This window comes from Streptomyces sp. NPDC041122 (assembly GCF_055592445.1).
Genome location: NZ_JBVIYQ010000001.1, coordinates 488,181 through 512,211, shown reverse-complemented (window position 1 = coordinate 512,211; position 24,031 = coordinate 488,181). Strand labels below are relative to the sequence as shown.

The following is a 24,031-nucleotide window of genomic DNA, read 5'->3' as shown; positions in this document are numbered from 1 at the left end:
CACATGTCGGTCCGGGTCACGCCGTGACCGAGTCCTCCGCGCCGTTCTGCTCGGCCTGTTCCGAGGCTTCCTGCGCGGCCTCCTCGGCCGCCTCCTCCGCGGCGCGCTGGCCGGGGATGTCGGCGTCGACCCGCTGGTCCATGCGGGCGCGGCGGGCGTCGGCCTGGGCGCACAACGCGAGCGCCGCGGCGTTGAAGCGGACCAGGGAGGGCGGGTCCGAGGGGCCCAGGAGGTGCTCCTTGAGCTCGGCGCGGGCCTCCGCGTGGGAGTCGAGCTCCGGGGCGCGTACGGCCTTCAGGAGGGCGGCCACGCCGTCCGCCTCGGGGGTGAGGATGGTCGCCGCCGACGCCGTCGGGAAGCTCGCGCGGAACTCCGCCTCGGACATGCCGGCCGTGTTGGCGACCGCGTACGGCTTCTCGCTGCTCAGCCAGTCGGAGACGACCGAGGAGACGTCGCTGATGAGGACGTCGGCCTGGTTGAAGCAGGAGAAGATCGCGGGGCGCGCGGCGGTGACGATCTGGTGCTCCCACTCCGGGAAGGAGGCCCAGAACGCGGTCTCCCACGCGGCCGTCGCCGCGGCCACCGCGGCCTGCTGGCCGCCGTCCGGTGAGCCCTGGAGCATCATGCGCTCCTGCTCGTCCGCGCTCTTGCGGAAGGAGCGGGCGGTCAGCCGGTCCAGCTCCTCGGTGCGCCGGGCGAGCTCGGCGGCGGCCTCGGCGCCGGGCCGGGCGCCGGAGCGCTTGGTGTTGGCCGCGGCGATCATCGCCTTGATGCGCTCGTTCGCGGCGCCCGCCGCCGGGTTCTGCGAGCCGGTCATCGGGTGCGGCTTGTAGAGGAGGCGCACGCTGGGGTCGGCGAGCAGCTCACGGACGATGTTCTCGCCCGCGAGGACCACCGAGGTGTTGCCCGGGTTGCCGTCCCAGCCCTCCCAGGTGGGGGCGTACAGGACGGTGGTGAACGCGCCGGTGGGCGCGCCGGTGTACGGGCGGATCGGGGACAGCTGGGGGCGCCCGACCTCGACCACGTCCTTGTCCTCGACGCCGATGTCCGCCAGCTGGTAGCGGTCGCGGGCCGCGGGTCCTGCCACCCACACCTCGTCGTACGCCTTCGCGTAGGGGTTGCAGGAGGAGAGCTTGTCGCTCTCGCCGTGGTTGATGAAGGCGTGCTTGATCGTGGGGATGCGCAGCACCTGCGAGGTCTTCGCGGCGTTCGCCGGGTGCAGCATCATCTTCAGCGTCGACGTCTCCAGGGAGAACATCGTCGCGACCTTCGGGAAGCAGATGATCGGGACGTCCGTCGCGTCGATCTTCTGCACCATGAACCGCTCACGCAGCACGATCAGCGGCTTGCCGTCGAGCTGGGCGAGGGTGGAGAGCCACATGTTGGCCTGGTAAGCGGAGGTGGTGCCGCCGGAGAAGTACATGGCGACGGTCGGCTTGTACTGCGCCAGCCACGCGTCCAGCCACTCCATGACCTTCTCGTCGTTCTTCGCGCGCTTCTTCGGGAGCAGCCAGGTGGCGAGGTAGAGCGCGCCGCCGCCGATGAGCACGAGGGAGACGGCGAGCCCGATGCCGCCCCAGTACGCGTCGGTGGTGCCCGCGGTGACCAGCAGGCCGGCCGTCGCCGGGACCGAGAACGTCAGCAGCCGGTGGGCCTGTCGGCGGGAGAGGATCCGCGGCGGAGCGGCCGTGAGGTGCAGCTTCGAAGTGTCGATGTTGCGCGTGACGATCGGCAGCGAGCGGGTCCTGCGCACCAGGACGGCGACGGCCTGGCAGCAGAAGTGCAGGGCGTAGAAGGCGAGCAGCGCGATGGTCAGCGGGGACTGCTCGGCCAGCGGCTCGATGCCGTCGATGCGCAGCAGCCCCACCAGGATCAGCATGTCGCGGAGCAGCTGGCGCACCGTGACGTCGAAGCGGATCTTGCCAAGGAGGGAGAGGAGGCCCGGCTGCTTGTACTGCAGATAGATGTCGAGCGCGAGATTCGCGGCCGCCGCGGCGATGAAGGCCGGGACGTAGGGGATCAGCGCGGTCGCGAGCTGCGTCGCGAAGAGCGCGAACATCGCGAACAGCGCTGTCAGCTGCACGATGCGTCGGGGGGCGAGTCCGGCAGAGGGCACGGGCTTGGGCTCCTGGCGGGGATGGAGGGGATGAAGGTGGAGTGGGGGGAAGTCGACCACTGACCGTATGACGTGCAGTGGCCTACTAGCAATCTTCCGTGACGTCAATCACCGGATAAAGGGGCAAAGGGACTGAACCTCGAGGTCGGTTTCTGCCTCTGACGTGAATACGCTCATGTGTTTTCCATGGTGGGGTCCGTTCCTCGAAACACGCGGGCGCCCCGCCCATGCGCTCACGTAGATTGCAGGTCCGGAGCATGCAGGTCCGGGGCATCGGGATCATTTGGGGAAGAGCGTGGCAGCGGCAAGGCAGTCAGTGGCAGAGGCCCGGCGGGTCGTCGTCAAGGTCGGGTCGTCGTCCCTGACGACCGCGTCGGGGGGCCTGGACGCGGACCGCGTCGACGCGCTCGTCGACGTCCTGGCCAAGAGCCGCGGCGGCGGTGAGCGCGAGATCGTGCTCGTCTCGTCCGGTGCCATCGCCGCGGGCCTCGCCCCGCTGGGCCTGGTGCGGCGCCCCAAGGACCTCGCCCGGCAGCAGGCCGCCGCAAGCGTGGGCCAGGGGCTGCTCGTGGCCCGCTACACCGCCTCCTTCGCGCGGTACGGCGTACGCGTCGGACAGGTGCTCCTCACCTCCGACGACATGGCCCGCAGGGCCCACCACCGCAACGCCTCGCGCACCCTCGACCAGCTGCTCGCCATGGGCGCGCTGCCGGTCGTGAACGAGAACGACACGGTGGCCACCGACGAGATCCGCTTCGGCGACAACGACCGGCTCGCCGCCCTCGTCGCCCATCTCGTCCACGCCGACCTGCTCGTCCTCCTCTCCGACGTGGACGGCCTCTACGACGGGGATCCCGCGAAGCCCGGCACCTCCCGCATCGACGAGGTCGCGGGGCCCGCCGACATGGCGCACGTGGAGATCGGCAGCGCCGGCAAGGCGGGCGTCGGCACCGGCGGGATGGTCACCAAGGTGGAGGCGGCCCGGATCGCCGCCGCGGCCGGCATCCCGGTCGTCCTGACCTCCGCGAGCCAGGCCGGCGACGCCCTCGCGGGCCGCGCCACGGGCACGTACTTCCACCGCACCGGGCGGCGCTCCGCCGACCGGCTGCTCTGGCTGCAGCACGCCTCCGAGCCGCGGGGCGCCCTGACCCTCGACGAGGGCGCGGTGCGGGCCGTGGTCGAGGGGCGCAAGTCGCTGCTGCCCGCGGGGATCGCCGGGGTCGAGGGGGACTTCGCCGCGGGCGACCCCGTCGAGCTGCGGGACGCGGCCGGGCGCCCGGTCGCGCGCGGTCTGGTGAACTTCGACGCCAAGGAGGTGCCGATGCTCATCGGGCGCTCCACCCGCGATCTGGCGCGCGAACTCGGACCTGCGTACGAGCGGGAGGTCGTGCACCGGGACGACCTCGTCCTGCTCCACGGGTAGCCCCGCGAAAGCCCAGGTCGGCTCGGACCGTCCGTCCCACGAGCCCCACGCGCCCCGGCCGAAAACCGTCGCGCGGGGCCTCCGCGGACCGGCCCCCGCGAGGTGAAACTCCCCAAAACCGCCCCGCGGGACCGCTTGGCCTGCTCAAATTTGTTGAAGACAGTTCCGCACGACCATTGCGTATCCGCATCACCATGCGTAAGGGAGGCCGTCGTGAGACGAGTGCGTCCGGGGACGGCGTCCCGCGGGTCGGCCGAGCGGGCGCTGACGAGCGTCGCCACGGGTGCGGGGTACGAGAGCGACGCGCACCGCGCGCGTGAGGGCGACCGGAGCGAGGGCCGGGAGAGCGAGCCGGTGCAGACGCCCCGGCTGTGGCACGTCACGCTGAGCGTCTCCGGGGCGGCGGCCCCGCTGGACGAGCTCAGGCGGGGCCTCGAACAGCTCGCCCATGACCACCCTTTTCTGCTCACCAGCAGATACGCGCCGGACCACGCCGAGATCCGCTACTGGGAAGAGGCCCGCGACCTGCACGACGCGGCCGCCGTGGCGCTGCGGCTGTGGGGCGAGCACCGGCAGAGCGCGCAGCTGCCGCCGTGGGAGATCGTGGGCCTCGAGGTGATCGGCCGCGACACCTATCACCAGCGGATAGCGGAGGGTTACGGTCCGTTACCGGCCGCCCCCGTGGGCGTACACCCGTTTTGAGCCGTCGTTCCGACGGGCGCGGAATGGCCTTCCGCCGGTCTCGGGGACTGGAACACCGGGTGGACGCCGGGCACGCGGCGATTACCCTGCGGGCATGACGTCGCTCTCTCCCGTCTCGCCCTACGACAACCTCTCGCCGGTCGCCCAGGCCGCCTACCGCGCCCGCGGCGCCGCCGCCACCCTCGCGCCACTGCCGCGCGCCGCCAAGGACGACGCGCTGCTCGCGATCGCCGACGCGCTCGAGGTGCGCACCGCGGAGATCGTCGAGGCCAACGGCAAGGACATCGCGCGGGCCCGCGAGGCCGGGACCGACGAGGGCATCATCGACCGGCTCACCCTCACCCCCGAGCGGGTCCGCGCCATCGCCGCCGACGTGCGCGACGTGGCCGCGCTGCCCGACCCGGTCGGCGAGATCGTCCGCGGCTCGACCCTGCCCAACGGCATCGACCTGCGCCAGGTACGCGTCCCGCTCGGCGTCGTCGGCATCATCTACGAGGCCCGCCCGAACGTCACCGTGGACGCCGCCGCCCTCTGCCTCAAGTCCGGCAACGCGGTGCTCCTGCGCGGCTCCTCGTCGGCGTACGCGTCGAACACCGCCCTGGTGCGCGTCCTGCGCGACGCCGTGCACGGCGCGGGCCTGCCCGCGGACGCCGTCCAGCTCGTGCCCGGCGAGAACCGCGACTCCGTCCGCGAGCTGATGCGCGCCCGCGGCCTCGTCGACGTCCTCATCCCGCGCGGCGGCGCCTCCCTGATCAGGACCGTCGTCGAGGAGTCCACCGTCCCGGTCATCGAGACCGGCACCGGCAACTGCCACGTGTACGTCGACGCCGAGGCCGACATCGACATGGCCGTCGACATCCTGATCAACTCCAAGGCGCAGCGCCCCAGCGTCTGCAACGCCGCCGAGACACTCCTGGTGCACCGCGACATCGCCGACGCGTTCCTGCCGCGCGCCCTGGACGCCCTCGCCGACGCCGGCGTCACCGTGCACGCCGACGAGCGGGTGCTCGCCCACGCGGACGGCACCAAGGCCACCGTCGTGCCCGCGACCACCGAGGACTGGGAGACCGAGTACCTCAGTCACGACATCGCGGCCGCCGTCGTCGACACGCTGGAGCAGGCCGTCGAGCACATCCGGCTGTGGACCTCCGGGCACACCGAGGCCATCGTCACCACCTCGCAGCGGGCCGCGCGCCGCTTCACCCAGCTCGTGGACTCCACCACGGTCGCCGTGAACGCCTCGACGCGTTTCACCGACGGCGGGCAGTTCGGCTTCGGCGCGGAGATCGGCATCTCCACCCAGAAGCTGCACGCGCGCGGTCCGATGGGGCTGCCCGAGCTGACCTCCACGAAGTACATCGTGACGGGCGACGGCCATGTGCGGTGAGCCGTCGGCCGGTTGACGGCGGGCCGGTCGAATTCCCTCTCCTGCTGCCCAAATTGCCCCGTCCAGGTCTACTCTGGAGGGGTGCCGGAGGACGTGGGGGGCACGCCGTCGTTTCCCGACGGCTGGGAGCCCGACGACGACCGCGACCACGGGGGTGCGGACGAGGAGTTCGCCTCCGTGGTCTTCGACGAGGACTTCGTGCGCGCCGCGGAGGTCCATGAACCCTCCGCCGTGGAGCGGCTGTTGGCCGCCGCGCAGGCGCGCGCCGAGGCCTCCGAGGCCGAGGCCCGGCGGGCCCGCACCCGCGGCCGCGGCGCCGACACCGCGGACGACGATCTCTACGAGGACGGCTTCGGCCCCGAGGACGGCGGCGACGCGGGCCGCGACGACCTCGACGACGCCTTCGAGCACGACCCCCTCGACGAGAGGTACGGCCGCCCGGGCCGCCGGCTCGGCCGGCTCCGCTGGCACCGGCCCATCGCGTGGATGCTCGCCCTCCTGATGGGCGTCGGCATGGTCGCCCTGGCCTTCACCGCCGTCTACCGCGGGGCGTCGTCGGACCGCAGGGACGAGGTGCCCTCGCCCGCCTCGACCGAGGTCGGGCAGAGCGCCGAGAAGGAGCCGCCCAGCCCCTCCGTCTCGGCCGGGTTCGGCCAGTCGGAGATGCCCGCCGTGCCCCGCAGGCCCTGACCGGCACCCCGCGCGGCCTGCGGTTCCGCCGCCGCACGCCGCCGTACGCCGCCGTGAGGTGTTGTCGGAAGTTGTCGTGTACCAGGGCGTTTACCTGGCGGCCAGGAGACCTACCCTGAAGGTATGGGCGGGCCAACAGAACCACCGGCGGGGACGCCCGAGGGCGGCACTCCCGGAGGTGGCGAGGACGAGTACCGATCCGTCGTCTTCGACGAATCGTTCGTCCGGGCTGCCCGGCTCCAGGAGTTCTCCGCGCAGGAGCGCATGGACGATCACACGCGCGCCGTGCGCCGCCGCCCGGGACTGCACAAGATGCTGTCCCGGCAGCTCGTGATCCTCGTCGTCCTGATCGCGGTCGCCTTCGGCACCGCCATCTACATGGGCGTACGCCACCCGTACCAGTCGCCGGTGGCCCGGCGTCCCGAGCCGCTGCGCATGACGGTGATACCGCTCGTGCCCGGCGGCCCCGTGCCCGGCGCGAAGAGCGTCAAGGGCCTGTACGAGCACAGCCCCGCCGCACAGTTCCGGGTGGGCGCCGGCGGCATCAACCTCCCTGCCGTGCGCCGCACTTCGCACTTCTCGGACAGCCAGGTGATGGCCGCGCTGATCACCGTGAAGGACTACCTCGTCGAGTCGTCGCTCGACCCCGACGTGCTCACCGGCGGCTCCGCGCGGTCCGTGCGGATCCTGCTCGACCCGGGCCAGTTCAGCCAGTTCGACCGCAGTTTCGCCCGCCCGGCGGCCGACGGGCGGCACGCCGCCACCGGCTGGCTGGTGCGGTTCGACCCGGCGAGGACCGCGCTCGCCGACCGCCGGGTCAGGGCCGACGGCTCCCTGCGCCTCACCGAGACCGACCGGGACACTCTCGAGGTGACCTCGGACCACACCTTCGTGTACGCGCTGCGGCCCGCCGCGGGGGCGGGCGGCGCGGAGCGGGCCGACGCGTCCCTGTTCACCGTCCGCCGCGAGCTGCACTTCCGCTTCGACCGCGACGACCTGCGGATGCACCGCGCCGAGGTGATCACCTCGGCCACCCAGGCGGGTCCGCTCGCCTGCGCGGCCGACACGGCGAACCACCTGCGGCCGCTGCTGGCGGGCCGGCGGGCGAAGGCGGGCGGCCCGTCGGCCGGCACCGATCCGTACGCCACGGGCGGCACGACGGCGCTGTGCGGGTCGCTGGCGGCCTCGGCCCAGCCCTCGCTGTCGGCCTCGTGAGCGCGGTTGCCCGGGTTACGCGGGGCCGTCGTCCGGTGCGCCGCCGTCGCCGGGTGTGCCGCCGCCCGGCTTGCCGCCGCCCTGTCCCGTGAACTTGCCGCGCAGCTTGCCGCCCAGGTCGCCCGCGCCGCCCGCGATGTCGTTGACCAGCTTCATCAGCGGGTCCTTGCTGTGCCGGACGTCGTCCGCGTACGAGGACGCCGACTGGCGGAAGGAGTCGGAGACCGACGTGTCCCGGTCCTCGTCGCGGCGCGGATAGTGCCCGTCCATGATCCGCTGGTGGTCGCGGGACTCGGCCCACTTCTTCAGCTCGGCGGCGCGGACCGTGGCGAAGGGGTGCGTGCGCGGCAGCACGTTCAGGATCTTCAGCACGGAGTCGCGCAGATCGCCCCCGGCCTCGTACTCCTCGGCCTGCTCCAGGAACGCGTCCACGTTCATCTCGTGCAGGTGGTTGCCGCCCGCCAGCTTCATCAGGCCGCGCATCGACGCCTTGAGGTCCTGGCCGACGAGCAGGCCCGCGCGGTCCGCCGACAGCTCGGACTTGCGGAACCACTCGCGCAGCGCCGTCACGATCGCCATGATCGCGACATTGCCGAGCGGGATCCACGCGACCTTCAGCGCGAGGTTGGTGAGGAAGAGCAGGATCGTGCGGTAGACGGAGTGGCCGGAGAGGGCGTGCCCGACCTCGTGGCCGACGACCGCGCGCATCTCCTCCTCGTCGAGCAGCTCGACGAGCCCGGTGGTCACCACGATGATCGGCTCGTCGAGGCCGATGCACATGGCGTTCGGGTTCGGGTCCTGGTTCACGTACATCGGCGGGACCTTCTCCAGGTCCAGGATGTAACAGGCGTCCCGCAGCATGGTGTTGAGGTGTGCGAACTGGGCGTCGGAGACCCGCACCGAGTCCGACAGGAACAGCAGCCTGAGGCTGCGCTCGGGCAGCAGGCCGCTGAGCGCCTTGAAGACCGTGTCGAAGCCGGTGAGCCGGCGCAGGGCCACGAGGGCGGAGCGGTCCGCCGGGTGCTCGTAGGCCCGTGACGAGATGCCGGGGAAGCGCCTGCGCTGCCGGCCCGGCACGCGTTCGTGGCCCCCGCCGTCCCCGCCGCGGTGGTTGTCGTCGGTCATCCCGCATCCCCCATGTGTCGTCCTCTCGTGCCCCCGAGGTGGAGCCCAGCCTAGGCGGAGATACCGTGACAGGGCAGCACACAGAAGGAGTCATCCGTCATGGAGCACAACCCCGGGGCCGTCTGGCTCACCGAGGCGGCCAAGGCCGCGGAGCGGCAGGGTCCGGGCAATCTGCTGCGGATCGTGCTGATCGTCATGGTCGTCGGCTGCGTCCTGGTCGGCTGGTTCCTGTTGCGCGGGTACCGCCAGAGCAGTGACAACGGCTCGGTCCGCGGCGCGGAGCACGTGCCGGAGCGGACGCCGGAGAAGGGCGCGGAGCGCACCTCCGAGGGCGGCACGGAGAGCGCGGACGGCGCGCCCGGCGAGCGTGCGCGGAGCGCGTCGGACAAGGGCGCCGAGGACCGCAACGGCTGAGTCGGCGTGAGCCGGAACGAACCCCCCGCTTACGATGGGCCCGAAGTCTTTATGTCCATCCCACCTCCGGATAGGTCCTGCCTGAGATGAGCCTCCACAGCAACGCCGCCCAGCTGGTCACTCTCGCCTCCGAGGGCGGCGAGCACGGCGGCAACCACGAAAGCCTCAGCCCCCTCCTCACCGGAGGCGGCGCGTTCGTCGTCCTCCTGCTGCTCCTGTGGATCACCACCCGCTTCAACCGGGACCGCTGAGCGGGGACCGTCCCGAACGGGACCGCCGAAACGGGGCCCGTCCGCCGGGCCGGTAGGGTCTGCACGCATGGGAGAGCAGGACATGCCTACCGGTCCGGAGACCGGTCCGGTGAGCAACGGCAAGCGCCGCCTGGGCGTCATGGGCGGAACGTTCGATCCGATCCACCACGGACACCTCGTGGCGGCCAGTGAGGTCGCCGCGCAGTTCCACCTCGACGAGGTGGTGTTCGTGCCGACCGGCCAGCCGTGGCAGAAGAGCGACAAGCAGGTGTCGCCCGCGGAGGACCGTTATCTGATGACGGTCATCGCGACCGCCGAGAACCCGCAGTTCTCGGTGAGCCGCATCGACCTCGACCGCGGCGGCGCCACCTACACGACGGACACGCTGCGCGACCTGCGTGCCCTCAACCCCGACACGGACCTCTTCTTCATCACGGGCGCCGACGCCCTCGGTCAGATCCTCACCTGGCGGGACACGGAAGAGCTGTTCTCCCTCGCGCACTTCATCGGCGTGACCCGGCCCGGCCACACGCTGGCCGACCCCGGGCTGCCCAAGGGCGGTGTCTCCCTGGTGGAGGTGCCGGCCCTGGCCATCTCGTCCACGGACTGCCGCGCGCGGGTCGCCAAGGGGGACCCGGTCTGGTACCTGGTGCCCGACGGTGTGGTGCGTTATATCGACAAGCGCGAGCTGTACCGCGGCGAATGAGCCGAGAGGGGCACCGGTGAACGACCGACAGTACGACCCGTATGCGGGCAGCGACCCGTATGCGGGCGAGTACGCGGGCGAGTACGCGGCGGATCAGTACCAGGTCGTCGGGTACGACGAGTACGGGCGGCCGGTGTACCAGCAGGTGTCGCCCCCGGCGCAGACGCGGCAGCCCCAGGTCCCGCAGCAGGTACCCCCTCCCCAGCAGCAGGGGTACGGCTACGACCCGTACGCCGGCGGACAGCAGCCCCAGCAGGGCTACGACACCGCGTCCTACGACGCGTACGGGAACACCGGCACGTCGTACGACGGCAGGGGCACGGCGTACGACCACACCGGAACGGCATACGACAACAACCACACCGGAACGTCGTACGACAACACCGGAACGACATACGACAACGGCGGCACCGCGTACGGCACGGCGGCGGCCCAGGACACCGGCTGGATCCCGCAGCAGCAGCAACCGCAGGAGCCGGCCCCTGCCCCGGCCCCTGCCTCCGAGACGGAGCGCGAGCCGCGGCGCGCGCAGCAGCGCGAGGAGCCCGGCGAGTACAAGACCGAGCAGTTCTCGTTCATCGAGGAGCCGGACGAGGAATCCGAAGACGTCATCGACTGGCTGAAGTTCACCGAGAGCCGGACCGAGCGGCGCGAGGAGGCCAAGCGGCGCGGCCGCTCCCGGGTCGTCGCGCTGATCGTGGTGCTGGCCCTCGTCGTCGCGGGCGGCGTCGGCTACCTGTGGTTCGCGGGCAAGCTGCCGGGCGGGTCGGACGGCGACGACGCCGCGGCCCCGGCCTCCGGCGCGCAGAAGCGCGACGTGGTCGTCGTCCACCTGCACAACACCAAGGGCGGCGGCACCTCCACCGCGCTCCTGGTCGACAACGCCACCACCAAGCAGGGCGCCACCGTCCTGCTGCCCAACTCCCTCTCCGTGTCGGACGACGACGGGACGCCGACGACGCTCGGCAAGTCCGTCGACGACGACGGCTCGACCGGCACCCGCGAGTCCATCGACACGGTGCTCGGCACCGAGGTGGAGGGCACCTGGCGGCTCGACACCCCGTACCTGAACAACCTCGTCGAGCTCGTCGGGAACATCGAGGTCACCACCGACACCGACGTGCCCGACCCCAAGGCGAAGAAGGGCGAGGCGCCCCTGGTGAAGAAGGGCGAGCAGCAGACCCTCAGCGGCCCGATGGCCGTCGCCTACGCCACCTACCGCGCGCCCGGCGAGACCGAGTCCGCGCAGCTCGACCGCTTCGGACAGGTGATGCAGGGCGTGCTGCGCAAGCTCTCCTCGGACCCGCAGGCGGCCACGACCACCGTGCAGTCGCTCGCCCAGATCCTCGACCCCTCCCTGGAGGAGAAGGACCTCGGCGCCTTCCTCGCCAAGCTCGCCGACCGCGCCAAGGGCGGCGACTACAAGACGACGCTGCTGCCGGTGCGCCCGGACGGCACGCTGTCGGAGAAGGCCGGCGACACCGTGGTCAAGGACGTCCTCGGCGGCGCGGTGAAGAGCCCGGACAAGGGCGCGGCGGTGCGGGTCGGCGTCAAGAACGCCTCCGGGAAGAAGGCCGCGGGCCAGGACGCCCGGGTCTCCCTGGTCAACGGCGGCTACACCTTCATCGACGGCGGCGCGGGCGCCACGACCCAGGCCGCCTCGCAGGTCACCTACGCCGACGCGGCCAAGAAGACGCAGGCCACCGAGGTCGCCAAGACCCTCGGCCTGCCGGCGGGAGCGGTCCGCAAGGGCACGACCCCGGCCAACGCCGACGTCTCCGTGGTCCTCGGCCAGGACTACCGGGCCGACTGAGGACGCCGCGGGCCCGGGGCCGTGGCGAGCCCCGCGGCCCGGGGCCTTGACGAAGCCGCCGGGGCGGTGACGAAATCGTCTGGGGCGCGGTCGGCGGTCCGTGAGACCCTTGGGGTTGTATCCACCACCCGAAGGAAAGCTCAACTGTGACCGCCACGGACCGCTCCACCGAGCTCATCACTGTCGCCGCCCAGGCGGCTGCCGACAAGCTCGCGCACGACATCATCGCGTACGACGTCAGCGACGTGCTGTCGATCACCGACGCCTTCCTGCTCGCCTCCGCCCCCAACGACCGCCAGGTCAAGTCGATCGTCGACGAGATCGAGGAGCAGCTGAACAAGCAGCTCGGCGCCAAGCCGGTCCGCCGCGAGGGCGACCGCGACGCCCGCTGGATCCTCCTCGACTACGTGGACATCGTGGTCCACGTCCAGCACAGCGAGGAGCGCGTCTTCTACGCCCTCGAGCGCCTGTGGAAGGACTGCCCCGAGATCGACCTGCCCGAGGACGCCAAGGCGACCCGCGGCAAGGGCGCCGAGCACGCCGAGCAGCGGGCCGCGGAGGAGGCCGACCTGGACGGTGAGCTGCGGTGACCAACCGCGGTTGCCGGATCATCCTGTGGCGGCACGGCCAGACCGCCTGGAACCTGGAGCGCCGCTTCCAGGGCTCCACGGACATCGAGCTGACCGAGACGGGCGTCGCCCAGGCCAAGCGCGCCGCCCGGCTGCTCGCCTCCCTGAAGCCGGACGCCATCGTCGCCTCGGACCTCCGGCGCGCCGCGGCCACGGCCGGTGAGCTCGCCGGGATCACCGGTCTCCCGGTCGCGTACGAGGAGGGCCTCCAGGAGACGTACGCCGGCGAGTGGCAGGGCCTGACGCACGACGAGATCATCGCCCGCTTCGGCGAGCAGTACACCGCGTGGAAGCGCGGCGAGGCGGTGCGCAGGGGCGGTGGCGAGCTGGAGACCGAGGTCGCCGACCGGGCCGCTCCCGTCGTGCTGCGCCATGCCGAGAAGCTGCCCGCCAACGGCACGCTGGTGGTGGTCAGCCACGGCGGCACCATCCGCACCACGATCGGTCGCCTCCTCGGTCTCGAGCCCCACCACTGGGAGGGTCTCGGCGGTCTGACGAACTGCTGCTGGTCGGTCCTCGGCCAGGGCGCGCGGGGCTGGCGCCTCCTCGAGCACAACGCCGGCACCCTGCCCGAACCGGTGCTCGGCGACGACGACTGAGCACCCCGGACCCGCTCCGGCGGGCGGCCGGACCCGGATTTCACATTCCGGCTGGTCGCAGGCTAAAGTTCTTCTTGTTCGCCCGCCGAGCGGGAAGAACACAAGGGGCTATAGCTCAGTTGGTAGAGCGCCTGCATGGCATGCAGGAGGTCAGGAGTTCAATTCTCCTTAGCTCCACAGTCCCGAGAATCCCGTCCCCATCAGGGGGCGGGATTCTCGTGTATCGCGGTGCCTGCGCCTGTGGCGGTGCCTGTGCCTGAGGCTGCGGCTGTTCCTGGGGCCGAGGTCGATGTCGCCGTCGACGGGCTTCTGAGCCCGCGCAGCCGCGCCGCGCGCCGGCCGCTCTCCTCGTCGTCCGGGGTGTACACGACGATCCGGCACTCCGGCATGCCGTCGACGCTCAGCGAGACCGACGTCATGCGCAGCTCGCCGACCGCGCGGTGCCGGAAGGTCTTCACGCGCCGCCCCGGCGGTATCACGTCGCCGCTGCCCCACAGCTCGGCGAAGTACGGGCTGGCGGCGGACAGCCTGTGCAGGAAGCCCTCCCAGACGGGCTCGCCGACATGCCGCCCGTACGCGCTGCGCAGGGTGGCCACCATCATCGGCAGCTCCTTGTCGCGGAAGACCAGCGGGCACCCCTCGGCGGGCACGGTGAACAGCGACCACAGCACGTTCGGGACGCCGGTGCCGGGGGCCTGGGGGAGGAGGAAAAGGTCGCGGTAGGCGGGGTTGGTGGCGAGGATGTCGTACCGCGCGTTGTAGACCACCGCGGGGCGCGGGTCCATGGCGTCGATGATGCCCTGCACCTCCGCGCCCACCGCCTGCGCGGAGGCCTCGCGGTCCGGGGCGTACGGCACCTCGGCCAGGTGGTACAGATGCTCGCGCTCGGGCTGGTCGAGGCGCAGGGTGCGCGCCACGGCGTCCAGGACCTGGGGGGACGCGTTGATCGGACGGCCCTGTTCGAGCCAGGTGTACCAGGTGACGCCGACCCCGGAGAGCTGGGCGACCTCCTCGCGGCGCAGCCCCGGAGTGCGGCGGCGCAGGCCCGGGGCCATGCCCACGTCGGCCGGTGTCACCCGGGCCCTGCGGCCGCGCAGGAAGGCGGCCAGCTCGGGGCGGCGGCGCTGTGGCGGACCGGGGCGGCCCACGGCGTGCGTGCTTGGGCCGTGCGTCCCTGTCTCCGGCGTCCTGGCCGGGTGCGCCCCGGGCGCCGGTGGCGTCCCTGTCTCGTGTGCCCCTGTCACTCCGTGTGCGGTCGTCATCGTCGTCACGTCCCCCATCGTCCGTCGCCGCCGCGGGCGCTGACAGGTGCTGTCGGTACCAGCATCGGCGGGCTCTCGTTACCCGTACCGGATCGCCCGCACGCTCAGGGCATGACGACGATCACCCCTCCCGCCCCCGCGGGTCCGACTCCCGCATCCAGTAAAGCGCCCGGCACCGACAAACGGCCCGGGCGGCTGCTCGCGGTCGTGCTGGCCGCCCAGTTCATGGCGCCGCTCGACGTGTTCATCGTCAATGTGGCGGCGCCCACCGTCCGCGCCGAACTGCACGCGTCCGGCGCCGGGTTGCAGCTGGTCATCGCCGGCTACACCATCACGTACGCGGTGCTCCTGATCACCGGCGCCCGGCTCGGCGACCGCCTCGGCCACCGCCGGGTCTTCCTCGCCGGGCTCGCCGTCTTCACCGCGGCCTCGCTGGCCTGCGGACTCGCCCGGAACACCGGGGAGTTGACCGGCTTCCGGCTGGTGCAAGGAGCGGGTGCCGCGGTCTTCGTCCCGCAGGTGCTCAGCCTGATCCAGCGCAATTTCGCCGGTGAGGCGCGGACGAAGGCGCTCGGGGCGTACGCGGCGGTCCTCGCGTCCGGCGCCGCCGCGGGGCAGGTGCTCGGCGGTGTCCTCGTCAGTGCCGACCTCTTCGGCACCGGCTGGCGTCCGGTCTTCCTGGTCAACGTCCCGGTCGGGATCGTGCTGCTGGTCCTCGCGGCGCGCGTACTGCCCCGCGACGACGCCGCGGAGCGCGCGGCCGAGCGGGCGCGAGCGCTCGATGTGCCCGGCCTGTTGCTGCTCGGCGCCGCCGTCTCACTCCTCACCGTGCCGCTGGTGCTCGGACAGCAGCAGGGCTGGCCGCTGTGGTCGTGGCTCTCACTGGCCGCCGCCGTACTCTGCTTCGCGCTCTTCTGGGCGTACGAGTCCCGGCTGTCCCGGCGCGGCGGGGCACCGCTGATCGCGCCCCGGGTGCTGCGCTCGCCGGGCATGGGCCTCGCGGTCTTCCGGATCATCGCCGTGATGGCCGCGAACGCGGGCTTCCTGTTCGTCATCACCCTGCACATGCAGGGCGGTCTCGGCTACGGCGCGCTGCGGGCCGGCCTCACCTTCGCGCCGACCGCCGTGGTCTTCGGCCTGGTCGGGCTGACGTGGCGGCGCTGGCCGCAGCCCCTCCAACGGGCGCTGATCCCCGGCGGTTTCGTGCTGACCGCGCTGTCGACCGGCGCCGTGGGGCTGCTGCTGCGGGACGGGGGCGACGGCGGCCCGCTGTTCTTCGTGGCCCTCGTCGGCGTGGGCGCGGGCCTCTCACTCGGCTTCAGCCCGACCCTGACCCGGGCGCTCGCCACGGTGCGCGCCGAGGACGCGGCGGACGCCAGCGGGCTGCTCGCGACGGTCACCCAGCTCGGTCAGTTGACGGGAGTCGCCGCCTTCGGCGCGCTTTTCCTGAACCGTCTTGAGTCGCAAGGGGCTCCCGGGGCGTATACATCCGGTGACGCGCTCTGGGCGTGCGCCTGCGCACTGGCTGCCGCGGCCGCGCTGGGCGCCGTGTCCGGACTGGTACGAATGCGTCGCTGACCGGGTCGCTCAGAGCGTGGCAGAATCGGACGGCCGGAAGGAGACGCAGCCCGACGGGAGGGAGAGCGCGATGCCTGCGAGCATCCTCGGAGAGGTCGACCGCCTCTCCGGAGCGGCGGCCGTACGAGAACGGGCCGCGCTGCGCACGCTCCTCAACTGCCCTTCCTGCGGCTCGACCCACGTCGCCCAGGTACTCGGTGACAACGGCGGGATCTCGTACGTGTGTACCGCCTGCGGCCACAGCTGGAGCTGATCGATGGGTGCACACAGGCGGAAATGCGACTGGTGCGGCAGTGGCACGCCGATCGTCCGCGACATGGAACCGGTCCATCAGGACTACCAGTACTGGTGCGAGGAGTGCGCGCGGGCGCTGATCATAAAGGGCGACCCCATCGAGACCTACCGCGAACTCGAAGGGGAGCCGATCTACGGACGGCTGCTGGACGAGCACTGCACCCTCAAACGGTTCTACTCGTTCGCGACGGCCTGACCGCCGTCCGCGACCGCGGGATCTTCGGTCCCAGCGGCGTGACCGGCGTCCGCGACCGCCTCGCCGCGGTGATCAGGAACCCCGAACCGATCACTACGTAGAGGGCCGACAGCACCATCTGGCCAAAATTCTGGCCGAGTTCGAGCCGCCCCACCCCGTGCGGCACCCACCACAGGGCGTACGAACAGAAGGCCAGGTACGCGCCCCCGGCGGCCGCCCACCGCGCCCGGCCGCCCCGTCGCGCCGCCTCCGCCCCCAGGAGCAGCACCATCGGCACGCACCAGACCCAGTGGTGCGACCACGACACCGGGCTCACCAAAAGCGCCGTCACCGCACAGGCCAGCGCGGCCCAGGCCCGCTGCCCGCGCAGGGCGGCGGCGACCGCGACCGCGAGGCCGAGCGCTCCGGCCGCGGCGGCGGCCACGGCCCAGCGGCCCCCCGGCTCGCCGGTGTGCAGGAGCCGGGCGAGGACGCCGCGCAGGGACTGGTTGGCGGTGTCCTCGGCGAGCCCGACCCGGCCCGCCTCGAACACCATCCGGGTCCAGAAGCGGCGTGAGTCGTACGGCAGGACGACGGCCGCGAGGAGGGTGGCACCGGCGAACGAGACAGCGGCCACGCACGCGTGCCGGACGGGCGCCCGCCACGGGCCGCGCCGCACGGCCTCGGCGACCCCGGTGAGGAGCAGGAACGCCACGAAGAGCGCGGGCGTCAGCTTGATCGCCGCCGCGACGCCGATGCCGGCGCCCGTCCAGCGGTGGCCGGGGCGCCGGGACAGGTCCCACAGGACGAGGACGCCGAGCAGCAGATTGATCTGCCCGTAGCGCAGGGTCGTCCACACCGGTTCGCACCAGACGACGGCGGCGGACGCCCACAGAACATCCGCCACGCGCGCGTGCCTCCCGCCGCGGATCGGGCCCCCGTGGATCAGACGCAGGGAGAGGTGGACGAAGCCGACCAGGAGGAGCAGGTTGCCCAGGGTCGCGAGGGTGCGCATGTCCGCCGTCGACAGCAAGGTCAGTGGCGTGAACAGCAGCGCGGCGAACGGGGGGTAGGTGGTGGGCAGATGGGCCTCGGTCGTGCGCAGCGCGTAGAGGTCGCCGCCGCCGCGCACGGTCTCGCCCTCCGCGCGGTAGACCATCAGGTCGATCATCGAGACGTGGGCGGCGCGCTGTGCGAGCCAGAAGGCCGTGAAGGAGAGCAGGCAGGCCCCGGCGGCCAGAGCCGTACGGCGGGCGGAGGCGAGCGCGATCACGGTCACGAAGGCTGACAGTACCGGCCGTATCCACCCAGACCGGAAACGATTTGGTGGAGCACGGGTCCGACCGTGTAATGTTGGCGGAGCCGCCGGGGAAACCGGGCGGACAGGCAAGGGGCTATAGCTCAGTTGGTAGAGCGCCTGCATGGCATGCAGGAGGTCAGGAGTTCAATTCTCCTTAGCTCCACAGAAGATGAGCGGGCCACCCGGATCGGGTGGCCCGCTTTTTCATGTCCGTTGTCTCCGCCGTGGCCGGGCGTCCCGGCTCCTGCCCGGGGTCATTGCCGTCCGCTGCCGAGCGCCCTGCGGCGTCGCCCAGGAGGGAGCGCCGCCGGCAGCGCGGGGCCGGTCCGCGGTGTCGTCCGCTGGGGTTCCTCCACGCGCAGCGCGAGCGCGGGACAGCGGCGTACGGCGCGCGCGGCACGCGCTTCGGAGTAGCGCGGTACGGACGCTTCCGCGACCGAGGGGAAGCCGTCCGGGCCGAGCTGGATGAGCTCCGGGACGATGTCGGCGCACAGCCCGTGACCCTGGCAGAGGGTCCAGTTGACGGCCAGCTTGCGGCCCGTGGGCGCCTCGGCCTGCGGCACGTCCGCCTGGAGGGGGAGGACCCCCGCGACGGGGCGGCCGCAGCCGCCGCCCAGGACGTGGGCCGCGAGGTCGTCCGTGAACGTCGAGATCGTCGACTCCAGGAAGGCCGCCGAGCCGTCCGGGTGCTTGCACGCCCCGCGCCGCTTCACGGCCCGCGTCACCTCGCGCAGCGCTTCGAGAGCGGTCGGCCCGCCGCCCTGCAGCACGTCCGCGAGGCCACGGGCCGCGGCAGGCAGGCCGAGGTAGCAGGGGCCGCACTGGCCCGAGCTCTCGGCGGCCAGCCAGTGCGCGACGCGCAGCGACTCCCCGAGCGGGCAGGTGTCCTCGCCGAGCGGCAGGACGGCGCCCGCGCCGAGCGCGCCGCCGCAGGCGTCCAGGGAGGCGCGTGAGACGACCGCGTCGTGCGCCGTGACGCCGTCGAGCCATCTGCCGTGATAGCCGCCCGTGAGGACGCCCTGGGGGAGCGCCGGGGCGCCGGCCAGCTGGAGCACGTACGACAGCGGCACCCCGGTGGGGACTTCGACGACCATCGGCCGCGCGACCGCTCCGGAGAGGGTCAGCAGGACCGTGCCGGGTTCGTCGCGCAGGCCGGTGCGGCAGTAGCGGTCGGCGCCGGCCCGGGCGGCGACGGCGAGCTGCGCGAAGGTCTCCGCGTTGGAGAGCAGGGTGGGGGCGCCGCCGACTCCGGAGTCGGCCGTACGCACCTTGCGGCCCGGCGGCAGCGGCGGGCCGCCGTCCGCCGAGCGGACGAGGGCGGAGGACTCCCCGGTGACCATGCGCACCGGATTGCGCTGCACGCGCGCGCGGAGTGCCGGTCCGCGCCGGTCGCCGAGGCCGCGCTCGGCGAGCGCGGTGCGTATCGAGGCCTCGGTGGAGTCGCGTGTCACGCCGACCACGAGGGTGCGGGCCCCGAGGGCCTCGGCGGCCAGCAGGGCGCCGTCCAGGATGAGGTGGGGCGCACGGTTGATGAGGACGGTGTCCTTGCGGCAGGCGGGCTCGTCCTCGCTGCCGTTGACGACGACCACGGGGCGCACGCCGCGACGTATCGCCGCGTCGGCGACGGCCCGCAGCTTCAGGGCGAAGGGGAAGCCGGCGCCGCCCCGGCCGCGCAGCGAGATGTGTTCCGCGAGCCGGGCGAGCGGCTCGCCCGCCATCGGTTCCAGGGGGCCGTGCACCTTCAGGTGCATGCCTAGGTCGAGGCGTTCGACGAGGTCGAAGCCCGAGGTGAGCAGGGGCAGGCCGACGACGCGGACTTCGGGGACGTCGGGCAGCGGCGCGTTCACGGGTGGCCTCCGGTGGCGGCGTTCCAGGGCTCGCCGGAGCTGGGGGCCTGGAAGGGCCGGGGCAGCGGCTCGGTGGCGGGGCCGGTGTCGTACTGGGGATCGAGGACGGGGTCGGGGGCGGGGGCGAGGGGCATGTCGTGCGCGGGGTCGTAGACCGGCTGGGGCGCCGTGTCGTACGTGGGCGGCGGCGCGACGTAGGGGGATTCGGCGGGGGGTGGGGGACAGGGTGCGGGCCAGCGGCCGTCGGGGTCGGGGCGGGGCGCGGTGACGGTGGGGTAGGAGGCCGTGTGGGAGGCCAGCGCGCGGTAGGCCGCCGAGATGCCGACGACCGGGTCGGTGGCCGGGGCGGTGGCGGTCGTGCCGGGCAGCGGGACGGAAACGGCGTCCCGCGCGGGAGGGTCCTCCGGGGGCGGTGCGTCCGGCACCGGTTCGAGCAGGGCCAGGATCCGCGCGGCGACCTTCCGCTTGACCGGCAGAGGGGCCGCGCGCAGGGCGACGGCCCCGGCGACGGCGACCAGGCACAGGCAGTACAGGGTGACGACCCAGGGCTTCGGCTGGCGGCCCGCGTACAGGCCGTGGACGAGCGCCGAACACCAGGCGGGGTAGGCCAGCATGTGCAGCGCCCGCCAGCGCGACGCGATCCGCGCGGGAGAGGCGAAGGCGCTGCGCAGGGCGCCGGTGATCCCGGTGACGAGCATCAGCGCGCCCGCGAGCGAGCCGAGGCCGATGAGCCCGGCGCTGCCGGTGACGCCGAGCCCGAAGGGCATCACGGCGCCGAACAGCGACACATGGTCGAGGGCGACCTTGATGGTGCCGTGCAGCAGCAGGAAGCCGACGGAGGCCACCGCGGTGGCCCGGTGCACGGCCTGGGCGAGCAGACGCTGGCGCGAGTGCAGGAAGAGGCGGTCCGTGGCGACCAGGCCCCACAGGACGGCGGCGGTGAGCGAGACCAGGGACAGGACACCGGCGGTGAAGTCGATGGCGGCCCGCAGGGCGTCACTGCCCGCGAAGACGAGCACGGGTATCAGGAGCAGCGCTCCGGCGCTCAGGGCCCGCGACAGCGGGAAGGAACCGGATGCGGACGAACGTGGAGACGATCGGGGGAGGGAACGGCTCTTGCGGTGCGGGTGCAGAGGGTTCATGGGGGCGGCTCCGGGAGGGTTCGGTCCGCCGCATGCTAAGTCGCTCCATACCGGTGGGTACGAGGTTTGAGTTATTGCGTTGTTATCAAAGCGCGACACGATCTTGGTGTTGCCCCGTTAGTGGCCGGTACGCGGAGTAACCCTTGGCCAGAGCTCGGGTCCGGCTGCCCCGGACGGCACTCTCGGCTCGGGTCCGGGTGTGCGGACGGCGTCCGCGGAAGCTCGTCGCGGGCCGCGCGGGCGCTGCGGTACCCTGACGCCATGCGTGCCGTACGCCTTCTGCTTAGCGGGCCGCGCTGATCAGTCCCGACCGCCGGTGAATCGCGGTCGGCATCGGCGCGGCGTCCCCTCCTGTGCGAGGGGCATTTTTGTTTGACCAGCACGGTCAATTCCGCAGGCAGAGACGATCGATGGAGCTTTGAGGATCATGAGCGAGACGAATTCTGCTGCCGCCTCCGAGGTGGCCGCGCCGCACCGCTACACGGCCGCTCTGGCCGCTGAGATCGAGGCACGCTGGCAGGACTTCTGGGACGCCGAGGGCACCTATGAGGCGCCGAACCCGAGCGGCGACCTGGCCGCGCGGACCGAGGCCGAGGCCGCGCTGGTGGCCAAGCCCAAGAAGTTCGTGATGGACATGTTCCCCTACCCCTCCGGAGCGGGCCTGCACGTCGGCCACCCCCTGGGGTACATCGCCACGGACGTCTTCGCGCGCTTCCAGCGCATGACCGGGCACAACGTCCTGCACACCCTGGGCTTCGACGCCTTCGGCCTGCCCGCCGAGCAGTACGCCGTGCAGACGGGCACCCACCCGCGGGTCTCCACCGAGGCCAACATCGAGAACATGAAGGCCCAGCTGCGTGCGCTGGGCCTGGGTCACGACAAGCGGCGGTCGTTCGCGACGATCGACCCCGAGTACTACAAGTGGACCCAGTGGATCTTCGTCCAGATCTTCAACTCCTGGTACGACGCCGACGCCGCCAAGGCCCGCCCGATCGCCGACCTGGTCGCGCAGTTCGAGAGCGGTGAGCGCGCCGTACCGGACTCCACGCGCGCGTGGAGCGAGCTGGACGCCGCGGAGCGCGCCGAGGTCCTGGGCCACTACCGCCTGGCCTACGCCTCCGACGCGCCGGTCAACTGGTGCCCCGGCCTGGGCACCGTCCTGGCCAACGAGGAGGTCACCGCCGACGGCCGCTCCGAGCGCGGCAACTTCCCCGTCTTCAAGGCCAAGCTGCGCCAGTGGAACATGCGCATCACCGCCTACGCCGACCGGCTGCTCGACGACCTGGACGCGCTGGACTGGCCCGAGGCCATCAAGCTGCAGCAGCGCAACTGGATCGGCCGCTCCGAAGGCGCCCGCGTGAGTTTCCCCGTGGGCATCGAGGGCGACGCCGTCACCGTCTTCACCACCCGCCAGGACACCCTGTTCGGCGCGACCTACATGGTCCTGGCGCCCGAGCACGACCTGGTCGACAAGGTCATCCCCGAGACCTGGCCCGAGGGCACCCACGAGGTGTGGACCGGCGGCCACGCCACGCCCGCCGAGGCCGTCGCCAAGTACCGCGCGTTCGCCGCCGCCAAGTCCGACGTGGAGCGCCAGGCCGACGCCAAGGAGAAGACCGGCGTCTTCACCGGCGTCTACGCCACCAACCCGGTCAGCGGCGAGCAGGTCCCCGTCTTCATCGCCGACTACGTCCTGATGGGCTACGGCACCGGCGCGATCATGGCCGTCCCGGCGCACGACAGCCGCGACTTCGCCTTCGCCCGCGCGTTCAACCTGCCGATGCGCTGCGTGGTCGAGCCCTCGGACGACCGCGGCACCGACCCCAGGACGTGGGACGACGCGTTCTCCTCGTACGACGCGAAGCTGATCAACTCGGCCAACCCCGAGATCTCCCTGGACGGCATGGACGTCGACGGAGCCAAGGCCCGCATCACCGGCTGGCTGGCCACCCGCGGCATCGGCGAGGGCACCGTCAACTTCCGCCTGCGCGACTGGCTGTTCAGCCGCCAGCGCTACTGGGGCGAGCCGTTCCCGATCGTCTACGACGAGGACGGCGTCGCCCACGCGCTGCCCGAGTCGATGCTGCCCCTGGAGCTGCCGGAGGTCGACGACTACTCCCCGCGCACCTTCGAGCCGGACGACGCGGACACCTCCCCGGAGACGCCGCTGTCCCGCAACGAGGACTGGGTCAACGTCACCCTGGACCTGGGCGACGGCCCCAAGCAGTACCGCCGTGAGACCAACACCATGCCCAACTGGGCGGGTTCGTGCTGGTACGAACTGCGCTACCTGGACCCGCGCAACGACGAGCGGCTGGTCGACGCCGACGTCGAGCAGTACTGGATGGGTCCGCGCGAGGGGCAGCCGACCGGCGGCGTCGACCTGTACGTGGGCGGCGCCGAGCACGCGGTGCTGCACCTGCTGTACGCGCGCTTCTGGTCGAAGGTCCTGTTCGACCTGGGCCACATCTCCTCGGCCGAGCCGTTCCACAAGCTGTACAACCAGGGCATGATCCAGGCGTACGTCTACCGGGACGCCCGCGGCTTCCCGGTGCCGGCGACCGAGGTCGAGGAGCGCGACGGGACGTTCTTCTTCGAGGGCGAGCCGGTCAAGCGCGAGCTGGGCAAGATGGGCAAGTCCCTGAAGAACGCCGTCACGCCGGACGAGATCTGCGACGAGTACGGCGCGGACACCCTGCGCCTGTACGAGATGGCGATGGGCCCCCTGGACGTGTCGCGCCCGTGGGACACCCGCGCGGTCGTCGGCCAGTACCGCCTGCTGCAGCGGCTGTGGCGCCTGATCGTCGACGAGGCGACCGGTGAGGTCACCGTCGCCGACGTGGCCGAGAGCGACATCGACGAGAGCACTCTGCGCGCCCTGCACAAGGCGATCGACGGCGTCCGCCAGGACCTGGACGGCATGCGGTTCAACACCGCCATCGCCAAGATCACCGAGCTGAACAACCACCTGACGAAGGTGGGCGGAGCGGTGCCGAGGTCCGTCGCGGAGCGCCTGGTGCTGCTGATCGCGCCGCTGGCCCCGCACATCGCCGAGGAGCTGTGGCGCAAGCTGGGCCACACCGACTCGGTCGTCCACCGGGACTTCCCGGTCGCCGACCCCGCCTACGTCGTGGACGAGGCCGTGACCTGCGTCGTGCAGATCAAGGGCAAGGTCAAGGCGCGCCTGGAGGTCTCCCCGTCGATCTCCGACGCCGAGCTGGAGAAGATCGCGCTGGCCGACGAGAAGGTCGTCGCGGCGCTGGGCGGCGCCGGGATCCGCAAGGTGATCGTGCGGGCGCCGAAGCTGGTGAACATCGTCCCGGCCTAACCACATCGGGGTCTTCCCCTACGGGCAGGTTGGGG

21 protein-coding genes and 2 tRNA genes are annotated in these 24,031 nt (G+C 72.2%); 17 read left to right on the top strand and 6 right to left on the bottom strand.

What is annotated here, in order from left to right; genetic code table 11:
* Nucleotides 1-16 precede the first annotated feature (16 nt).
* Nucleotides 17-2,116 carry a hypothetical protein gene (locus ACZ6B8_RS02235; RefSeq protein ID WP_471074045.1) on the bottom strand — a complete coding sequence of 700 codons (2,100 nt, stop codon included), beginning with the start codon at nucleotides 2,114-2,116 and terminating at the stop codon, nucleotides 17-19.
* 316 nt (nucleotides 2,117-2,432) lie between these two features.
* Between ACZ6B8_RS02235 and proB the strand changes: the two genes are divergently transcribed.
* The 5 genes from proB (at nucleotide 2,433) to ACZ6B8_RS02210 (ending at nucleotide 7,533) form a co-directional block, all read left to right on the top strand.
* Complete coding sequence (gene proB / locus ACZ6B8_RS02230) at nucleotides 2,433-3,539, top strand: glutamate 5-kinase (protein WP_471606018.1); 1,107 nt, start codon at nucleotides 2,433-2,435, stop codon at nucleotides 3,537-3,539.
* Nucleotides 3,540-3,752: 213 nt separating this feature from the next.
* Nucleotides 3,753-4,241: a hypothetical protein gene (locus tag ACZ6B8_RS02225; protein WP_471074051.1), complete on the top strand. Its 489-nt coding sequence runs from the start codon at nucleotides 3,753-3,755 to the stop codon at nucleotides 4,239-4,241.
* A gap of 94 nt (nucleotides 4,242-4,335) precedes the next feature.
* Nucleotides 4,336-5,628, top strand: coding sequence for a glutamate-5-semialdehyde dehydrogenase (locus ACZ6B8_RS02220; protein WP_471606017.1), 1,293 nt, complete (start codon nucleotides 4,336-4,338; stop codon nucleotides 5,626-5,628).
* Nucleotides 5,629-5,709: 81 nt separating this feature from the next.
* Nucleotides 5,710-6,318 (top strand): SCO2584 family spore wall biosynthesis protein, encoded by a 609-nt coding sequence (locus tag ACZ6B8_RS02215; RefSeq protein WP_471606016.1) that lies wholly within the window; start codon nucleotides 5,710-5,712, stop codon nucleotides 6,316-6,318.
* A 123-nt stretch (nucleotides 6,319-6,441) separates the two neighbouring features.
* Entirely contained in the window at nucleotides 6,442-7,533 is a 1,092-nt protein-coding gene (locus tag ACZ6B8_RS02210; protein WP_471606015.1) for an SCO2583 family membrane protein, read from the top strand.
* Between the two features lie 15 nt (nucleotides 7,534-7,548).
* On the opposite strand, the gene ACZ6B8_RS02205 is transcribed toward ACZ6B8_RS02210, so the two are convergent.
* Nucleotides 7,549-8,658 (bottom strand): M48 family metallopeptidase, encoded by a 1,110-nt coding sequence (locus tag ACZ6B8_RS02205; RefSeq protein ID WP_471074063.1) that lies wholly within the window; start codon nucleotides 8,656-8,658, stop codon nucleotides 7,549-7,551.
* A gap of 99 nt (nucleotides 8,659-8,757) precedes the next feature.
* Here ACZ6B8_RS02205 and ACZ6B8_RS02200 point away from each other — a divergent pair, with 99 nt between their 5' ends.
* The 7 genes from ACZ6B8_RS02200 (at nucleotide 8,758) to ACZ6B8_RS02170 (ending at nucleotide 13,247) form a co-directional block, all read left to right on the top strand.
* Nucleotides 8,758-9,072, top strand: coding sequence for a hypothetical protein (locus ACZ6B8_RS02200; protein WP_471606483.1), 315 nt, complete (start codon nucleotides 8,758-8,760; stop codon nucleotides 9,070-9,072).
* 86 nt (nucleotides 9,073-9,158) lie between these two features.
* Entirely contained in the window at nucleotides 9,159-9,323 is a 165-nt protein-coding gene (locus tag ACZ6B8_RS02195; RefSeq protein WP_150184080.1) for a hypothetical protein, read from the top strand.
* Nucleotides 9,324-9,390: 67 nt separating this feature from the next.
* The gene (gene nadD, locus ACZ6B8_RS02190) at nucleotides 9,391-10,029 is read left to right on the top strand and encodes a nicotinate-nucleotide adenylyltransferase (protein WP_268771192.1); all 639 of its coding nucleotides are present in this window, start codon (nucleotides 9,391-9,393) and stop codon (nucleotides 10,027-10,029) included.
* A 16-nt stretch (nucleotides 10,030-10,045) separates the two neighbouring features.
* Complete coding sequence (locus tag ACZ6B8_RS02185) at nucleotides 10,046-11,842, top strand: LCP family protein (RefSeq protein WP_471606014.1); 1,797 nt, start codon at nucleotides 10,046-10,048, stop codon at nucleotides 11,840-11,842.
* A 146-nt stretch (nucleotides 11,843-11,988) separates the two neighbouring features.
* On the top strand, nucleotides 11,989-12,432 hold the full coding sequence (gene rsfS / locus ACZ6B8_RS02180; protein WP_361177693.1) for a ribosome silencing factor: 444 nt from the start codon (nucleotides 11,989-11,991) through the stop codon (nucleotides 12,430-12,432).
* Entirely contained in the window at nucleotides 12,429-13,070 is a 642-nt protein-coding gene (locus tag ACZ6B8_RS02175) for a histidine phosphatase family protein (protein ID WP_471074070.1), read from the top strand. The genes rsfS and ACZ6B8_RS02175 overlap by 4 nt, the downstream gene beginning before the upstream one ends.
* Nucleotides 13,071-13,174: 104 nt before the next feature.
* Nucleotides 13,175-13,247 (top strand) — tRNA-Ala (locus ACZ6B8_RS02170).
* A gap of 23 nt (nucleotides 13,248-13,270) precedes the next feature.
* Here ACZ6B8_RS02170 and ACZ6B8_RS02165 read toward each other — a convergent pair.
* Nucleotides 13,271-14,218 (bottom strand): helix-turn-helix transcriptional regulator, encoded by a 948-nt coding sequence (locus ACZ6B8_RS02165; RefSeq protein ID WP_471606013.1) that lies wholly within the window; start codon nucleotides 14,216-14,218, stop codon nucleotides 13,271-13,273.
* A gap of 225 nt (nucleotides 14,219-14,443) precedes the next feature.
* On the opposite strand from ACZ6B8_RS02165, the gene ACZ6B8_RS02160 reads away from it, so the two are divergent.
* The 3 genes from ACZ6B8_RS02160 (at nucleotide 14,444) to ACZ6B8_RS02150 (ending at nucleotide 16,400) form a co-directional block, all read left to right on the top strand.
* Complete coding sequence (locus ACZ6B8_RS02160) at nucleotides 14,444-15,910, top strand: MFS transporter (protein WP_471606012.1); 1,467 nt, start codon at nucleotides 14,444-14,446, stop codon at nucleotides 15,908-15,910.
* 70 nt (nucleotides 15,911-15,980) lie between these two features.
* Entirely contained in the window at nucleotides 15,981-16,163 is a 183-nt protein-coding gene (locus tag ACZ6B8_RS02155) for a hypothetical protein (protein WP_471074079.1), read from the top strand.
* 3 nt (nucleotides 16,164-16,166) lie between these two features.
* Nucleotides 16,167-16,400, top strand: coding sequence for a hypothetical protein (locus ACZ6B8_RS02150; RefSeq protein WP_355808351.1), 234 nt, complete (start codon nucleotides 16,167-16,169; stop codon nucleotides 16,398-16,400).
* On the opposite strand, the gene ACZ6B8_RS02145 is transcribed toward ACZ6B8_RS02150, so the two are convergent.
* Nucleotides 16,369-17,658 (bottom strand): glycosyltransferase 87 family protein, encoded by a 1,290-nt coding sequence (locus ACZ6B8_RS02145; RefSeq protein WP_471606011.1) that lies wholly within the window; start codon nucleotides 17,656-17,658, stop codon nucleotides 16,369-16,371. The two genes, ACZ6B8_RS02150 and ACZ6B8_RS02145, sit on opposite strands and share 32 nt — an antisense overlap.
* Nucleotides 17,659-17,769: 111 nt before the next feature.
* Here ACZ6B8_RS02145 and ACZ6B8_RS02140 point away from each other — a divergent pair.
* Nucleotides 17,770-17,842: transfer RNA gene (locus tag ACZ6B8_RS02140), tRNA-Ala, on the top strand.
* A gap of 91 nt (nucleotides 17,843-17,933) precedes the next feature.
* Here the strand turns inward: ACZ6B8_RS02140 and ACZ6B8_RS02135 are convergent.
* Complete coding sequence (locus tag ACZ6B8_RS02135) at nucleotides 17,934-19,526, bottom strand: NADH-ubiquinone oxidoreductase-F iron-sulfur binding region domain-containing protein (protein ID WP_471606010.1); 1,593 nt, start codon at nucleotides 19,524-19,526, stop codon at nucleotides 17,934-17,936.
* Entirely contained in the window at nucleotides 19,523-20,668 is a 1,146-nt protein-coding gene (locus ACZ6B8_RS02130; RefSeq protein ID WP_471606009.1) for a hypothetical protein, read from the bottom strand. The genes ACZ6B8_RS02135 and ACZ6B8_RS02130 overlap by 4 nt, the downstream gene beginning before the upstream one ends.
* Before the next feature lie 427 nt (nucleotides 20,669-21,095).
* Between ACZ6B8_RS02130 and leuS the strand changes: the two genes are divergently transcribed.
* Entirely contained in the window at nucleotides 21,096-23,996 is a 2,901-nt protein-coding gene (leuS, locus tag ACZ6B8_RS02125; RefSeq protein ID WP_471074093.1) for a leucine--tRNA ligase, read from the top strand.
* Nucleotides 23,997-24,031: the final 35 nt, after the last annotated feature.

Excerpts from the sequence above, each read along its gene's own strand:
- ACZ6B8_RS02220 (WP_471606017.1), top strand. The coding sequence starts at position 4,336 with ATGACGTCGCTCTCTCCCGTCTCGCCCTACGACAACCTCTCGCCGGTC.
- ACZ6B8_RS02210 (WP_471606015.1), top strand. The coding sequence starts at position 6,442 with ATGGGCGGGCCAACAGAACCACCGGCGGGGACGCCCGAGGGCGGCACT.
- ACZ6B8_RS02205 (WP_471074063.1), bottom strand. The coding sequence starts at position 8,658 with ATGACCGACGACAACCACCGCGGCGGGGACGGCGGGGGCCACGAACGC.
- ACZ6B8_RS02200 (WP_471606483.1), top strand. The coding sequence starts at position 8,758 with ATGGAGCACAACCCCGGGGCCGTCTGGCTCACCGAGGCGGCCAAGGCC.
- ACZ6B8_RS02195 (WP_150184080.1), top strand. The coding sequence starts at position 9,159 with ATGAGCCTCCACAGCAACGCCGCCCAGCTGGTCACTCTCGCCTCCGAG.
- nadD (WP_268771192.1), top strand. The coding sequence starts at position 9,391 with ATGGGAGAGCAGGACATGCCTACCGGTCCGGAGACCGGTCCGGTGAGC.
- ACZ6B8_RS02160 (WP_471606012.1), top strand. The coding sequence starts at position 14,444 with ATGACGACGATCACCCCTCCCGCCCCCGCGGGTCCGACTCCCGCATCC.
- ACZ6B8_RS02155 (WP_471074079.1), top strand. The coding sequence starts at position 15,981 with ATGCCTGCGAGCATCCTCGGAGAGGTCGACCGCCTCTCCGGAGCGGCG.
- ACZ6B8_RS02150 (WP_355808351.1), top strand. The coding sequence starts at position 16,167 with ATGGGTGCACACAGGCGGAAATGCGACTGGTGCGGCAGTGGCACGCCG.
- ACZ6B8_RS02130 (WP_471606009.1), bottom strand. The coding sequence starts at position 20,668 with ATGAACCCTCTGCACCCGCACCGCAAGAGCCGTTCCCTCCCCCGATCG.
- leuS (WP_471074093.1), top strand. The coding sequence starts at position 21,096 with ATGAGCGAGACGAATTCTGCTGCCGCCTCCGAGGTGGCCGCGCCGCAC.